At 65.6% G+C, this 15,240-nt stretch carries 13 protein-coding genes; 6 read left to right on the plus strand and 7 right to left on the minus strand.

The annotated features are described in order from the left end of the window. Positions 1-114: 114 nt before the first annotated feature. Entirely contained in the window at positions 115-2,982 is a 2,868-nt protein-coding gene (locus tag ACSSV4_RS11425; protein ID WP_454275271.1) for a calcium-binding protein, read from the minus strand. 255 nt (positions 2,983-3,237) lie between these two features. Between ACSSV4_RS11425 and ACSSV4_RS11430 the strand changes: the two genes are divergently transcribed. The 3 genes from ACSSV4_RS11430 to ACSSV4_RS11440 all read left to right on the plus strand — a co-directional run bounded on the left by ACSSV4_RS11430 (position 3,238) and on the right by ACSSV4_RS11440 (position 8,020). After that, positions 3,238-4,416 (plus strand): aminotransferase class I/II-fold pyridoxal phosphate-dependent enzyme, encoded by a 1,179-nt coding sequence (locus ACSSV4_RS11430; protein WP_454275317.1) that lies wholly within the window; start codon positions 3,238-3,240, stop codon positions 4,414-4,416. Between the two features lie 18 nt (positions 4,417-4,434). Next, the gene (locus tag ACSSV4_RS11435) at positions 4,435-7,332 is read left to right on the plus strand and encodes a DNA translocase FtsK 4TM domain-containing protein (protein ID WP_454275272.1); all 2,898 of its coding nucleotides are present in this window, start codon (positions 4,435-4,437) and stop codon (positions 7,330-7,332) included. 82 nt (positions 7,333-7,414) lie between these two features. After that, the gene (locus ACSSV4_RS11440) at positions 7,415-8,020 is read left to right on the plus strand and encodes a LolA family protein (RefSeq protein WP_454275273.1); all 606 of its coding nucleotides are present in this window, start codon (positions 7,415-7,417) and stop codon (positions 8,018-8,020) included. A 14-nt stretch (positions 8,021-8,034) separates the two neighbouring features. Here ACSSV4_RS11440 and ACSSV4_RS11445 read toward each other — a convergent pair whose 3' ends face one another. Further along, the gene (locus ACSSV4_RS11445; RefSeq protein ID WP_454275274.1) at positions 8,035-8,637 is read right to left on the minus strand and encodes a transglycosylase SLT domain-containing protein; all 603 of its coding nucleotides are present in this window, start codon (positions 8,635-8,637) and stop codon (positions 8,035-8,037) included. Between the two features lie 189 nt (positions 8,638-8,826). Between ACSSV4_RS11445 and hspQ the strand changes: the two genes are divergently transcribed. Continuing rightward, entirely contained in the window at positions 8,827-9,153 is a 327-nt protein-coding gene (hspQ, locus tag ACSSV4_RS11450) for a heat shock protein HspQ (RefSeq protein ID WP_454275275.1), read from the plus strand. A gap of 30 nt (positions 9,154-9,183) precedes the next feature. On the opposite strand, the gene ACSSV4_RS11455 is transcribed toward hspQ, so the two are convergent. The 3 genes from ACSSV4_RS11455 to ACSSV4_RS11465 form a co-directional block, all read right to left on the minus strand. Next, the gene (locus ACSSV4_RS11455) at positions 9,184-10,761 is read right to left on the minus strand and encodes a gamma-glutamyltransferase family protein (RefSeq protein WP_454275276.1); all 1,578 of its coding nucleotides are present in this window, start codon (positions 10,759-10,761) and stop codon (positions 9,184-9,186) included. 236 nt (positions 10,762-10,997) lie between these two features. Continuing rightward, positions 10,998-11,429, minus strand: coding sequence for an ATP-binding protein (locus ACSSV4_RS11460; protein ID WP_454275277.1), 432 nt, complete (start codon positions 11,427-11,429; stop codon positions 10,998-11,000). Positions 11,430-11,487: 58 nt separating this feature from the next. Beyond that, the gene (locus ACSSV4_RS11465) at positions 11,488-11,826 is read right to left on the minus strand and encodes an STAS domain-containing protein (RefSeq protein WP_454275278.1); all 339 of its coding nucleotides are present in this window, start codon (positions 11,824-11,826) and stop codon (positions 11,488-11,490) included. 97 nt (positions 11,827-11,923) lie between these two features. On the opposite strand from ACSSV4_RS11465, the gene ACSSV4_RS11470 reads away from it, so the two are divergent. Beyond that, positions 11,924-13,096, plus strand: a complete 1,173-nt coding sequence (locus ACSSV4_RS11470; RefSeq protein ID WP_454275279.1) for a thiolase family protein — start codon at positions 11,924-11,926, stop codon at positions 13,094-13,096. 6 nt (positions 13,097-13,102) lie between these two features. Here ACSSV4_RS11470 and ACSSV4_RS11475 read toward each other — a convergent pair whose 3' ends face one another. Further along, positions 13,103-13,564, minus strand: coding sequence for a GNAT family N-acetyltransferase (locus ACSSV4_RS11475; protein ID WP_454275280.1), 462 nt, complete (start codon positions 13,562-13,564; stop codon positions 13,103-13,105). 175 nt (positions 13,565-13,739) lie between these two features. Then, a complete protein-coding gene (locus ACSSV4_RS11480) occupies positions 13,740-14,471 on the minus strand; it encodes a hypothetical protein (RefSeq protein WP_454275281.1) in 732 nt (243 codons plus the stop codon). Positions 14,472-14,776: 305 nt separating this feature from the next. Here ACSSV4_RS11480 and ACSSV4_RS11485 point away from each other — a divergent pair, with 305 nt between their 5' ends. Further along, positions 14,777-15,238: a GAF domain-containing protein gene (locus ACSSV4_RS11485; RefSeq protein ID WP_454275282.1), complete on the plus strand. Its 462-nt coding sequence runs from the start codon at positions 14,777-14,779 to the stop codon at positions 15,236-15,238. The last annotated feature ends 2 nt before the right edge of the window (positions 15,239-15,240 follow it).

Here is a 15,240-nt window from a genome sequence, read left to right on the forward strand (position 1 = left end):
AACTGTCTGACCTTGTTGATCCTGTGCCACCCCGTCAAGACCGGGGCGGCGGTTTCTTGGCGGATCGGGCAAGAAAAGCCTGATTGGCCGGGTTTTTCCGCAGCCCGGGCTGCGCTACATCAGATCGCCGAGCGGGATCGGCTGGCCGGGCGCGTCACCGAATTGCACCGCCTCGATCCCGACGAGCGTGATCTCGCCCGCCAGCCCCTGCAGGATCACGCGCGGGCCGTCACGTCCGATGCCATACTCCGTCCGCGCGCCGGGCAGGATCGCCAGATCGTGGCCCGGGCCGCCATGCAGGCGGTCGTTGCCGCCATGGCCGATCAGCACATCGTCGCCCGCACCGCCCAGCAGGATATCGGCCTTGGCCGTGCCGGTGAGGGTTGCGCCCCCGTCGCCTGCCTGTTGCGTGATGCCGTGCAGGAACGTTCCGGGCGGGCGCGGCTTGGCCCAGTCAGGGGGCGTGGCGTTTGCCTCCATCAGCACGCGCCAGCGCGGGGTGTCGTCGTTGAGATGGCGTAGCGCGCCCCAACTGCCCCATTTCGAGGCGGTGGCCACATCCACGAAGGCGTTGAAGGCTGTGCCGCCCGCCGCCTGCCAGCCCGCGAGCAATTCCTCGTAAATTTGCCCCATCTGCGGGCTGTAGTTGAAGCCGGTGAAAAAGTCGGTCAGCGTCTCGTTCTCGGTGACGGCACCGTGGCCGACCACATGCGTGCCGCCTTCATACATCATCAGTTGCAGGTCGTGCCGGGCCGCGAGATCGGCGTGATAGGGAAAGATATCCGTCAGCAATTCGCCAAGCGAACCCTGCCGCAGCGCCTCGGCGGCGAGATCATAGGCGAGGTCGAATTCATGCGACGCCAGATAGGTGTCGGGGTTGGCATCGGTCTCGACGGCCTTGGCTCGGGCCACCGCGCGGCTGGCGGTGATCCAGCCCTCGACCGTTGCGGCCATTTCCTCGGACCCCAGATCGAAGCCGAAATAGCCGGTGACCGCATAGCCGTCGACATGATCGACCGGCGGGGTGGCAAGCTGGCCGTGCCTGAGCGCGAGCGGGGCCTGTAGCATCGGCTCTTCCAGACCGGGCCAGCCGGTATGGGTCGCCACCACGACCGATAGCCGGTCCTCCTGCCCCTTGAATACCTCGCGCCAGATCGTGACCATCTGGGCCGCGCGCAGCCCGGCATATTGCATCCAGGCGTCATCGCCTGCGGCGTCCTCCCAGAGTGCCTCGGCGGCCTCGCGGGCCCAGACGGCCTGGGGGAAGATGAAATTCCAGACCTCGTTGGAATATTCCACATGCGCCTTGAGGCCGGGATCGAGGTGATCGCGCATGTATTCGGCAAAGGCGCGCATATAGGCGTCATCGGCGGCATGGGGCATGTTGACCCATGGATCGGCCCCGATCCGGTTGGCAAGCGCGACCATCACCTCGACCGGTGCGCCGCGCCAGACATAGCTGGCATCCTCGAGGCGGGGGCGACCGTCCCATGTGGACTGGGTGGAGCCATTGGTGAATTGCCAGTCCATAAACCGCAGCATGCGCAGATCGGCGATTTTCTCGATCCAGAGCGGATTGAACAGCGCACCCGCCTCGTGCAGCGCCAGATGCTCTTGCTTGACGATGGAGATATCGCGAATCGGGTTTTCCCGGCTGGTTTCCAGCAGGCGCAGCACCACCGGGCCGTCGCCGGGCCGATAGTCGAAGCGGATTTCACGGGTGTCGTAATTGTAGCGCAGGTTGTCGGCGCGCCCGGTCACACGGATGACCCCCTCTCCCTCGTAGCGCAAGAGGTAGCGACCGGTGAGATGGGTGGCATCCTCGGGCTGATCGGTCAGCAGGAACGCCTCCAGTGATTTCGCGCCATCGGGGAGGGCCACTGGATAGCCCGTCTCGTTCAGGTAGCCGCCCGTGCGCAGCGCCTCGGTCGAGAAGGCGCCCCATTCGTCGGATGTGTGGCCGATCCAGGGGCGGGCGGATTTCATCACGTTGAGGAACGGGTGCTGGCTCGACCAGTCGGCGATGCCGTTGAGGCCCATGGCGAGGCCCGGATTGGCCACCCCCACGCCGGCGCGCGCCTCTTGTGTCGCGGCGGGGATTGCGGCGCGCGCATCTTCCAGCCCCAGTGCCTGCGCGATCTCGTCGGTGAGCCGGTCGTAGCGGTCGCGCACGCCCGGGTGAATGCCCTCGGGCACCGCGAAACCTGCGGGGGCGGGGGCCTCGAAGAGGGCGGTATAGGTCACGAGCGCGGCCAGGAAATACTGCGTCGGCGTGCCGTGCGGGGCGTTGTCGGTGAAGAGTGCCTCGACCGGGATATCCTCCAGCAGGCCGGTTTGCAGCCCCGAGAGCACCGAGGAGACCGGCGCAAGGGTGATCTCGGTCTCGGGGCGGGCGTCCTGTAGCTGTGCGACATAGCCGCGATACCAGTCGTGATAGTCGCTGAGGGCGTAGCCGTGCCAGCGGCGCAGGTTGCGATTGGAGGGCGGAAAGCTGCGGCCAAAGCCGCCCATGTCGGGCCAGCCCTCGTAGATCATGATGCGCGCACCGGGCCATGTCTCCTGCGCGCGGTCAATGATCCCGAGCGTGGCCGAGAGCGGGCTGGAGCCGTCGGGATTGTCTCCCTCATAGGGCGCATCGGGGGGCTGATACTGGATGAAATTGGCGGGGTTGATCATCACCGTGTCGATCCGCCCGCGCGGTGAGGTCACGCCCTTGAAGGACCAGTTCGGTGCCGCCCCGTCGCGCATGAAATCGCGCAGAAAGCCCCATTGTCCCGACAGGGCGAAATCACGGCCCGAGGCACGGGTGAGTTGGCCCAGCCAATAGGGCACGGTGGTGGCATCGCCATCCGCCTCGCTGAGGTGGTTGATCAGGCTGTTGCCGAAGACATGCAGCCGCGCGCCGTCGCGCTCTGCCAGCGCCGGAGCGGCGGCAAACGCCACGACAAGGGCCAGCCAAACTGTCCCGATCCGTTCCCACATGATGCTCTCTCCCCTCGCGGCGTCACTGCCCCGGATTATAGGGCGCGCGCCCGTGTGTGGCTATGACAAGCAGGCGGGTTGCGGGCCGGGGCAGGGCGATTTGCGGGCACGGATCGGGGGGCAGCCGCGGCCGGGCTGCCAAAAATGCCACATTCGCCCTGTCAAGCCCTTGGTTTTGCTGGACCTGAAGGCAGGGCTTGAGTAGATTCGCTTCAAACGGGGCGTGAACGATCCCGAACCTTGAGGCAGTATCAGATGTTTCCCGAGCGGTTTTCGAACCTTCCGGCCTATGCGTTTCCGCGCCTGCGGAGCCTGCTTGACGCCCATGCGCCCGGCGGCGAGGTCGTGCATATGACGATCGGCGAGCCGAGGCACGACTTTCCCCGCTGGATCGTTGATATCATTGCGCAAAATGCCGAAGGATTCGGCAATTATCCGGTCAATGAGGGCATGCCCGCGCTGCTTGAGGCGGCAACCGACTGGGTGGCGCGGCGCTATGGCGTAACGCTTGATCCCGAGAGCCGGGTGATGGCGCTCAACGGCACGCGCGAGGGGCTCTATAACGCGATGATGGCGCTTTGCCCCGAGACAAAGCGCGGCGGTAAACCCATCGTCCTCGTGCCCAATCCGTTCTATCAGGTCTATATGGTGGCAGCCCTCAGCGTGGGGGCGCAGCCGATGTTCCTCAACGCCACGCAGGCGACCGGGCATTTGCCGGATTTCGACGCGGTTGCGCCGGAGGTTCTGGACCGGGTCGGCGTGGTCTATCTGTGCTCGCCCTCCAACCCGCAGGGCGCGGTGGCGACGCGGGACTATTGGGCGAACCTGATCAGGCTTGCCGAAAAGCACGATTTCCGCATTTTCGCCGATGAATGCTATTCCGAGATCTACCGCGATGCCCCGCCGGTGGGGGTGTTGCAGGTGGCGCAGGATCTGGGTGCCGATCCCGAGCGGATCGTCGCCTTTCACAGCCTGTCGAAGCGGTCGAACCTGCCGGGGTTGCGGTCGGGGTTCGTCGCGGCGGGCCCCGAGAGCATCAAGGCGATGAAGCAGTTGCGCAATTATGCAGGCAGCCCGCTGCCGATGCCGTTGCAGCATGCCGCCGCCCGGGTCTGGGCCGATGAGGAGCACGTGATCGAGAACCGCCGTCTTTATGGCGAGAAATACGAGATCGCGGACGAGATTTTCGGCAATATGCCGGGCTATCACAGCCCCGAGGCGGGGTTTTTCCTGTGGTTGCCGGTCGCGGATGGCGAGGCGGCGACGCTCAGGCTCTGGCAGGAGACGGGCGTGCGGGTGCTGCCCGGGGCCTATCTGGGGCAGGAGGCCGGAGGCGACAACCCCGGCAAGGGCTATATCCGGGTCGCCATGGTGGCCCCGAAGGACGAGATGGCGCGCGGGTTGACCCGCCTGCGTGACTGTCTTTACGGATGATCGAGGACGAGGGACGAGATGGCATATCAGACACGTGGACGCGAACCCTTGCTGGATAGCACGACGGCCGAGGTGATCGAGAAGCGCGGCAAGGAATTGCTGGGCCTCGCGCTGCTGGCTGTCGGGCTGATGGTGGCGGCGATGGTGGTCTCTTACAGCCCCGACGATCCAAGCTGGGTGAGCGTCACCGATGCGCCGGTGCAGAACTGGATGGGGCGCGCGGGCGCGGCCATCGCCTCGCCGCTGTTCATGATCATCGGCTGGGGGGCCTGGGGTCTGGCAATCGTGCTGGGCGCGTGGGGGGTGCGGTTCGCCTTGCACAAGGGCGAAGAACGCGCGACCGGGCGGCTGATATTTGCGCCGATCTGGCTGGCGGTGCTGTCGCTTTATGCCGCGACGCTGGCTCCGGGTGAGGCTTGGGCGGCGACGCATAGTTTCGGGCTGGGCGGGCTGTTCGGCGATACGATCCTTGGCACGCTGCTGGGTATGCTGCCGGTGGCACCGGGCCTCGGGCTCAGGCTCTTGTCGCTGGCGATGGGGATCGGGGTGCTGGTCTTCGGGGCGTTCGTGCTGGGCTTTACCCGTCCTGAACTGCGCCGGATCGCGCGGTTCCTGCTGGTCGGCGTGATCGTGAGCTATGCCGGGCTGATGCGCCTTCTGGGTCGCGGGGCCGGTGGCATGGCGCAGGCCGGTCAGGCGATGCAGGCGCGCATGGCCGAGCGCCGCGCGCGGCGCGCCGAAACGGTGGTCTTTGAGGATGACGAACCGGTCATCGAGGCCCCGCGTGTGCGCCGGTCCGAGCCGGTTCTGGGCCGCGCGCCGCAGCCGTCGGCGGCGGAAAAGAGCGGCGGGTTGCTGGCGCGTATGCCGATGCTGATGCGCCGCCCCGATCCGATGCCGGAGCCGGAACTCGTTGAATCGGAAAGTTATGCGGGCGAGGCCAAACGGCCCGAGGACGACCGCATCAAGGCGCGTATCTCGGATGTGATTCGCGCACGGGTGCGACAGAATCCGGCGGTTCGGGCCGAAAGCGTCGCGCCGCTCACCAAGGGGCGGGGACGTGGCCCCGATCCGCTGATCCTCAACACCGCGGCGCGTGGCACCCTGCCGCCCGAGCCGCCGCTGACCGCGCGTCACGCCGCGCCGGTGCCGCCCGCGGCAGAGGACCAAGAGCCATTGATCGAGCGCGAGGACCTCTATGCGCCGGAGCTCGATGTGGATGATTACATGGAGGCCTATATGGCCGAGCCCGCGGCGCAGCCGCAGGTCGCGCCGCGCATCCCGGTGCCCGAGCCGCGCAAGGTGGTGCAGCATGTCCCCCGCAAGGCGCCGCAGCCCTCGGCCCGCGCCATCGCCGAGGCGCAGCCCGCGCTGCAATTCGAAGAGCCCGCGCTGCCCGAGTACGATTTGCCGCCGCTGAGCCTGCTGTCTGATCCCGCGCGCATCGAGAGGCATCACCTGAGCGACGAGGCGCTGGAGGAAAACGCGCGCATGCTGGAGAACGTGCTTGATGACTACGGCGTCAAGGGCGAGATCGTCAGCGTCCGCCCCGGCCCGGTGGTGACGATGTATGAACTGGAGCCGGCACCCGGTCTCAAGGCGTCCCGCGTGATCGGGCTGGCCGACGATATCGCGCGCTCGATGTCGGCGCTCTCGGCGCGCGTCTCGACGGTGCCGGGTCGGTCGGTGATCGGTATTGAATTGCCCAATGACAACCGCGAGATGGTGGGCTTTCGCGAAATCCTGTCGAGCCGCGCCTATGGTGACGGCAATCAGAAGCTGCCTTTGGCCCTGGGCAAGGATATCGGCGGCGATCCGATTGTGGCGAACCTCGCCAAGATGCCGCATTTGCTGATCGCGGGGACGACCGGATCGGGCAAATCGGTGGCGATCAACACGATGATCCTGAGCCTCCTGTACAAGCTGACACCGGATGAGTGCCGGTTGATCATGATCGACCCCAAGATGCTGGAACTGAGCGTCTATGACGGCATTCCGCACCTGCTGAGCCCCGTCGTGACCGACCCCAAGAAAGCCGTGGTCGCGCTCAAATGGGTGGTGGCCGAGATGGAGGACCGCTATCGCAAGATGTCCAAGATGGGCGTGCGCAATATCGACGGCTATAACGGCCGGGTCGAGGAGGCGCAGAAAAAGCGCGAGATGTTCAGCCGCACGGTGCAGACCGGATTCGATGATGAAACCGGCGAGCCGGTATTCGAGACGGAAGAATTCGCGCCCGAGAAGATGCCCTATATCGTGGTCATCGTCGACGAGATGGCCGACCTGATGATGGTCGCAGGCAAGGAGATCGAGGCCTGCATCCAGCGTCTGGCGCAGATGGCGCGGGCCTCCGGCATTCACCTCATCATGGCCACGCAGCGTCCCTCGGTCGATGTGATCACCGGCACGATCAAGGCCAACTTCCCCACCCGGATCAGCTTTCAGGTGACATCGAAGATCGACAGCCGCACCATTCTGGGCGAGATGGGGGCCGAGCAGCTTCTGGGGATGGGCGACATGCTCTACATGGCGGGGGGCGGCAAGATCACCCGCTGCCATGGCCCCTTCGTAAGCGACGAAGAGGTCGAGGAGGTGGTGAGCCATCTCAAGGCCTACGGTCCTCCGGAGTACCTGGGCAGCGTGCTGCAAGGCCCCGACGAGGACAAGGCCGACAGCATCGACGCGGTTCTGGGCCTCTCTACGGGGGGCAACACCGATGGCGAGGATGCGCTCTACGATCAGGCGGTAGCGATTGTCGTCAAGGATCGCAAATGCTCCACCTCCTATATCCAGCGGAAACTGGCGATCGGCTACAACAAGGCCGCGCGCCTTGTGGAGCAGATGGAGGACGAGGGCGTGGTGAGTTCGGCCAACCATGTCGGCAAACGCGAGGTGCTGGTGCCGGAGCCGCAATAGCATCGGCGGTGCATCGCTCGACCACGCAAATTTTACGCCCCGCGCAGGTGCAATCCCGCGCGGGGCCGCTTATGTGAGGGGCATGACAAAGTTGCGTATCCTGATGGTCCCCGCCCTCTGGGCGGCGATGACCCTCCCGGCGACGGCGGAGAAGCTGTCGCTCGGGGAAATCTCATCCTATCTCAACCGGCTCAAGTCCGCGCAGGGCGCGTTCACGCAGGTCAGCGAGGATGGTTCGATCAGCACCGGGCAGATCTTGCTCAAGCGCCCCGGACGGGTGCGGTTCGACTACGATCCGCCTGACGAGACGCTGGTGGTGGCCGATGGCGATACGGTGGGGATCATCGACCCGCGCTCGAATGACGGGCCTCAGGGCTATCCGCTGCACCGCACGCCGCTCAAGATCATCCTCGCCAACAATGTCGATCTGACGCGCGAGCGGATGGTGGTCGGGCATACGAGCGACGGCACCTCGACCACGGTGCGCGCGCAGGATCCCGAACATCCAGAATATGGCAGCATCGACCTGGTGTTCACCGGCGATCCGGTGGAATTGCGCCAATGGGTGATCCATGACGGCAGCGGCAGCAGCACCACGGTCATTCTGGGCGATCTGCGGACCGGTGTGCGGCTCGATGACGAGCGGTTCGAGATCCCGGGCAAGCCGCAGGCGGGCCGCGACCGCTAGACCGGGCGCGCGGCTCAGACGAGGCCGCGGCCCTGTCGGCATGCACCCAGCTGAGCGCGGTAGCGGGTGGCGCGTGCATCGACCTCTGCGGAGACCCGCATCAGCCATGGCTTGCCCTTGTAGGTGCCGCGTTTGAAGCCGGTGCGCCCCTCATGATAGGCGAGATACTGGCTGCGGGCGTCGAGGGGCGAGATGCCGAGGCTCTGGCTCGATTCCGCCATGTACCAGCCGATGAAATCGGTGGCGTCGTGGATATCGCTGCGCCGCGCGGCAAAGCGGTTGGTGTCGCGCTTGTATTCCTCCCAAGTGCCATCGAGCGCCTGGCTGTAGCCATAGGCCGAACTGATCCGCCCTGTCGGGATGACCCCGAGCGACCAGCGGAACGGCGTGCGCGCATCGCTGACGAATTTGCTTTCCTGGTAGATCGTCGCCATCTGCACATGCGCAGGCACACCCCAGCGGCGCTCGGACGCACGGAAGGCGCGGGCGTATTCGGGCCGCTCTGCGATGATCTCGCAGGCGTTGTCGAGGTTGCGCGGGGCCGTACCATAGCCCGTTCCGCCGCCACAGGAGGACAGCAGGAATAGCACGGCCAGGGCGCGAAGGGATCTGCTCATCTGCCTCTCGCTCTCTTGTTTTTCGCCGAGTCTAACCGAAACGCGGGCCGGGGGAAATCACGAAATCGCAGGGCGCGCGGAGCGACCGCTGTCGAGACATGGTTCACAGACTGTTTCCCTGATCGTTCGGGCGATGGTTGGACAAATGGGCCTTGCACCGTTAATAATATGTGTTAGGGGCAAGACGAAATGATCAAGACACGCGCGAAATATCACTTGGGCCAGGTGGTCCGTCACAAGAAGCATCCCTTTCGGGGTGTTGTCTTTGACGTCGATCCGCAGTTTTCCAATACCGAGGAATGGTATGCCTCGATTCCCGAGGACAGCCGCCCGTCGAAGGAACAGCCGTTCTATCATCTGCTGGCCGAGAACGAGCAGAGCTATTATATTGCCTATGTGAGCGAACAGAACCTGGTGGCCGATTATTCCGGCGAGCCGGTCGATCATCCAGATATTCCCGATCTCTTCGGGCCGTTCGAGGACGGGCATTACCCGCTGCATTTCCAACTGAATTGAGGGGTGGCGGGCCGTGGCCCGCCACGGTGCTCAATAGCCGAGCGCGCAGCCGTCCTTGCGCGGATCGCTGCCGCCTTCGAGCACGCCGCTGTCGTGAATGCGGATCGCCTGCGCGCCGCCAATGGCCTCGGGAGGGGTATAGACCGCGTGCCCAAGATCCGTCAGTGCCTGCGCCACCTCCGGCGCGAACCCGCGTTCAAGCTTGAGCCCGGCGGGATCGGCGAAGGCGCGCGGCGCGTCGATGGCCGCCTGCACATCCATGCCGAAATCGCGCAGGTTTGACGTCAGCCGCGCATGTCCCGTCGACTGGTAGGAGCCGCCCATCACGCCGAAGGGCAGGGTCACGCGGCCGTTTTCGGTTAGCATGCCGGGGATGATCGTGTGCATCGGGCGCTTTCCGCCGCCCAGTTCGTTGGGGTGGCCCTCTTCCAGTGTGAAGCCCGCGCCGCGGTTTTGCAGCAGGACGCCGAACTTTTCCGACGCGATGCCAGAGCCGAAGCCGTGGAAGATCGAATAGATCAGCGACACCGCCATGCGGTCGCGGTCGACCACGGTGATATAGACGGTGTCGCGATGCACCGCCTCGGTCAGGGGGGCAGCGGCGGGCATGGCGCGTTTCGGATCAATCAGCCCGGCCAGTTGCGCCGCCGTCTCGGATGACAGCATGTGGTCGAGTCGCATGGTGTGACCGGGATCGGCGATGAAGCGGTTGCGCGCGTCATAGGCCAGCTTGGTGGCCTCGGCCTCGATATGCAGGCGCGCGGCCCCCATCGGGTCCATCCCGGCGATGTCGAAATGCTTGAGGATGTTCAGGAGCAGAATTGCCGTGGCCCCCTGGCCGTTGGGCGGGTGCTCGACCAGGTTCGCGCCCTTGTATTCACCGCTGACGGGTGTGGTGTAGTCGCAGCGCTGCGCGGCAAAATCCTGCGCCCGGTGCGGGCCCCCAAGCGCATTCAGCGCGGCGAGGATATCCTCGGCCACCTCGCCTTCGTAGAAGGCGGCGCGGCCATCGCGGGCGATGCGGCGCAGCACTTCGGCTTGACCGGGGGCGCGGAACATGTCGCCCACGGCGGGAGGGGTGCCCGTGGGCATGAAGTGGGTGAGTCCATGCGCCTGGAGCGCCTGGCCCGCCGTGGGCCAGTCGCAAGCTACGCGGGGGGCCACCGGCACGCCCTCTTCGGCATAGCGGATCGCGGGGGCGAGGAGCGCATCGAGCCCCAGCTTGCCGTGATCGGCGCTCAACTGGCAGAAGGCGTCGATGGCACCGGGGATGGTGACGGCATGCGCGCTTTGCAGAGGGATCGCGTCATGTCCTTCGGCGCGCAGGGCGGCGGCGGAAGCGGCGGCGGGGGCACGGCCCGAGCCGTTCAGGGCGCGAATCGTCTGGTCGCCGGGCGTGTTGAACAGCACGAAGCAATCGCCGCCAATGCCGGTCATCTGCGGCTCGCAGATGCCCAGAAGCACGGCGCCGGCGATGGCCGCGTCCATTGCGTTGCCGCCGCGTTCCAGAATGTCGATGGCGGTCTTGGCGGCGAGCGGGTGCGAGGTGGCGCACATTCCGTTGGTGGCATAGGTGGCCGAACGGCCCGGCAGGTGAAAGTCGCGCATGTTGGTGCCTCATCTTGTGAATGGGGCAGACAGTACGACCTATCCGGGGCTTTGCCAATCGTCGGTGATTTTGGGTGAGTTCGGGAAGAACCTCGACGCCGCACACTGGGTGGGGGCAATTACGCGCGACGCCGAGGGAAGCCATATGCAGCTACAGGAACGGTTATGATGGTGGCCTGAGGCACCAGTTTGCCCGGATTGCGGTGATAATGCGGCACCGGCACGCTAAGGTTGAGTCACGCAGGGTCAAGGTTGAATTCGAGCGTGAGCCGGTTCTCATCGGTGCCGCGTTCGTAGCTCATCCGCGTGGTCAGCGTGCGAATCAGCGACCAGCCGAATCCCCCCTCGGGCAGGCTTGCGCGCGGGCCGCCAAGGTCCGGCAGGCCGGTATCGGGCGGGGCAAGGGCCGGCAGGGCGGTGCCCTGATCGCGCAGTTCGCAGCGCAGCCGTACCGGGCTCAGATCAATCCGAAGCGCGATCTGGCCGGGCGTATCCGACGGGTAGGCGTGTTCGACGATGTTGTTGAGCGCCTCGGCAAGGGCGATTTCGATGGTGCCGCAATGCTCGGCTGACAGGTGCGCGGCCAGAAGTCGCGTGCGCAGGTCGATCAGCAGATCGCGCACGGCGGTTTCGGTGCCGATGCAGTCGAGGCGGAAGCTGTCTGCCATGCTCTGCGTTACTCTCCGGGTCGCGTTTCGATCGGGCGACCGATCGGGCTGGCGGGCCTCATCCGGTGGCGCGGCGCACCAGCCGGTCGATATCGGGGTGAATGGTAAAGATCGTATCCATTCGGGTCAGCCGGAACACCTTGGCCACATCCGGCGTGAGCCCCGCCAGATCGAGCCTGCGCCCGGCGCCGGTCATTTTCATCGCCGCGACGATGGCACCAAGACCGCTCGAATCGACGAAGGTGACCTGCGAGAGGTCGAGCACAACGTGATCGGGCCCATCCGCCAGCGCGGCGCGCATCGCGTCCTTGAAGGCGATGGCGGCGGCGGCGTCGATGCGCCCGGCCTTCACCGTGATGATCGTCAGGTCGGGATGGGGATTGGTTGCGAGATCCATGCTGCCTCCGGCGTGATACGTAGTAATACGGGACACGCTAGACCTGATTCCTTACCATCCGGTATTCAGGCACAGGATTTCAGTGGGAGGATGCAAAATGAAAGAGGTTGTGATCGCCGGGGCCGCGCGCACCCCGATGGGCGGGTTCCAAGGTGATTTCGACGGCGTCGCGGCCCCGGTTCTGGGCGGAGCGGCAATCGCGGCGGCGCTGCGGGATGCGCGCGCGGCGAGCGTCGACGAGGTGCTGATGGGCTGCGTTTTGCCTGCGGGCCAGGGTCAGGCCCCGGCACGGCAGGCTGGGTTTCTGGGGGGCTTGGGCGAAGAGGTGCCCGCCACCACGCTCAACAAGATGTGCGGCTCGGGCATGAAGGCCGCGATGATGGGTTTTGACCAGATCGCGCTCGGCCATGCGCAGACGATGATCGCGGGCGGCATGGAATCGATGTCCTGCGCGCCGTATCTCTTGCCCAAGATGCGCGGCGGCGCGCGGCTGGGGCACGCGCAGGTGGTCGATCACATGTTCCTCGACGGGCTGGAGGATGCCTATGACACGGGCCGCCTGATGGGCACCTTCGCCGAGGATTGCGCCGAAAAGTTCCAGTTCACACGGCAAGCGCAGGACGAATACGCCATCGGCTCGCTGCAAGGCGCGCTCGACGCGCAAGCCTCTGGCGCCTTCGAGGGCGAGATCGCGCCGGTCACGCTCAGCACCCGCAAGGGCGAGGTGGTGATCTCTGCCGACGAGCAGCCCGCCAAGGCGCGGCCCGAGAAGATCCCGCAGCTCAAGCCCGCCTTTCGCGAGGGCGGCACGGTGACGGCGGCCAATTCTAGCTCGATCAGCGACGGGGCGGCCGCATTGGTGCTGGCCTCGCGCGAGGCGGCGGAGACCCAGGGGCTCAACATCCGCGCCCGCATTCTGGGTCATGCCAGCCACGCGCAGGCGCCCAGCTGGTTCACCACCGCCCCCGTGCCTGCCGCGCAAAAGCTGCTCAAACGGCTGGGCTGGGGCGTGGATGACGTGGATCTGTGGGAGGTCAATGAGGCCTTCGCCGTGGTGCCGATGGCCTTCATGCACGAGATGGGGCTGCCCCGTGACCGGGTGAACGTCAATGGCGGGGCCTGCGCGCTCGGTCATCCGATCGGCGCCTCGGGCGCGCGGATCATGGTGACGCTGCTCAATGCGCTGGAAAAGCGCGGGCTCAAGCGTGGCGTCGCCGCAATCTGTATTGGTGGCGGCGAGGGCACGGCGATTGCCATCGAGCGGGCCTGAGAGGGTTTAGCCGTCGAGATCGCGCCGCATCGTGGCCATACCGCCGCGGCGCGAGAGTTCCTCGTACCCGGCCTTGCGATAGAGGTTGAGGGCGGGCTCGTTGTCGAGTTCGACCTTGAGCGTGATCGACAGCGCGCCGAGATCGCGGGCGGCGTCCTCGGCCAGCCGGGCCAGTTCCTCGCCGGTGCCGCCGCGCATGCGTTCCTCGACGAAGACATAGGTGAGGTGCCGCACCTCGGGGCCTACACCCACGCGCAGCGCGAAAAAGCCCACCTCGCGGCCCTCGTGGTCAAGCAGGTAGAAGGTCTCGTCGTCACGCTCGCCCACCCATTTCATCGCCCATTCGCCGGGGTCGAAAGGCTGGGCGGCGTGGGGGTTGACGAGGGCGAGATCGTCGGGGTCGGCCAGCAGGCGGGCCAATGGGGCAAGATCGCGGAGGTGGTTGCGGTGCAGGGTAAGCCGGGGCATCGGGCCTCTCCTTGAAGTGGGATTCGGGTTCGGGTCCGGGGCTTGCCACGGGAGGCGGGCGGGATGCAAGCCAGGGGGCAGTCACCGGTTGTGCGACGGGAACTCCGACCGGTGGATGGTGCCTTGCGGCGTGCTGACGCCGCCCGGACATGGCCTTGCCCCGGCCTGCCCGGCATCACGCGCGACACAGGAGATGGTCCTTGCCGATGGAATTTGCCAGGGCCTCGGCAAAGGCCGCTTCCATTTGCGCCGTGTCGGCAAGATGGACATCGCCTCGGCGACCGCAGAACTCGGGGCGTGTCAGGCCTGGCTGCTCTGGTGTCCCTGTCAAGCCGCGCAGGTCGAAATATGGCAGGCCAAGTGCCGCGGCAGCCCCATGAAGCGCTGCCGCCATGGCAGTGTTGATGCGATGATGAGACGTGACGGTGACGTCGTGATCCACAAGCCATTTCGCGACTTGCCTGCGCGGCATTTGCAGTTGGTCGGGGAACTTGCGGAGAAGCATCCTGTGCAAGGCTTTGGTCTCGTGCAGGGTCGACGTGTTGAGCCCCTTGATGACGAGCTGACGACCCTTGGCCGCCCGCATGCAGTCGCACAAATATCTATTTAATATCAATGACTTGACGTCCAGCGCTTCCTGTATCCCTGTGCCGTCGCGCAGCGCCATGTAGTAGCAGCTCAATTCCGCATCGACCTGTCCGAAACCGAAGCAGACGACATCCGGATCGAGCCGCCGTATCGCGCGCATCGCACGGGCAAAGGAAGACATCTTGTCACTCTTCGGTCGAAATCCGGCGGCTGTGGCCCCTTTGAGACTGAGAATATGGGCCTGCTCGAAGCCGGGTATACGGGACGGAGATATGTGGCCGTATCTGAATGTCGGCTCGTTGGGCTTGATGCCCAGCAAGCTGGAATGCGAATCACCAACACACAGGATTTTCATGGTCCACCCGGAAGTCCATTGATCAGCAGGTCGAGTGTATCCGAGCCTCGTCAAACGCCAACAATGACATTTGACGTCTCGACTTTGATTTGAATTGTGTTGATCCCTGACCACATGATTGCCGTGCGGCATGCCTGACAGGGGCGACCCACAGGGCGTGCAGGCGATGCGCGGCACCGCTCTGCCGGAGACGTTGTCGGAAATTCTGCTTTCGATCGGTCACATTGTGGGGGCTGGCGCCGCAGCGCGTGCCGTGGCATATCCCCGGCATGCGCATTGATTACGACAGCATCGCCTGGACCATTGCCGCCCTTACCGAGGGCGAGACCGACGACGTGGCGCTGATGGCCACGGTGGTGTGCGAATTGCACCATGCCGACGACCGCTTCGACTGGACCGGGTTCTACCGCGTCACGGGACCGGAGATGCTCAAGATCGGACCCTATCAGGGCGGGCATGGCTGCCTGACCATCCCGTTCTCGCGCGGGGTCTGCGGCGCGGCGGCGCGCACCGGCGAGGTGCAGCTGGTCGATGACGTCGATGCCTTTCCCGGCCATATCGCCTGTGCCACCTCGACCCGGTCGGAGATCGTGCTGCCGGTGCGCAACGCGGCGGGTACGCTGATCGCGGTTCTCGATATTGACAGCGACCGTCCGGCCGCCTTCACGGCTGAGGATTCGGCGCGGCTGACGGCGATTCTCGACGCGGTCTTCGGGCGGCTTGACGGCTGAGC

It is taken from the genome of Roseovarius sp. MBR-154, from assembly GCF_053628595.1.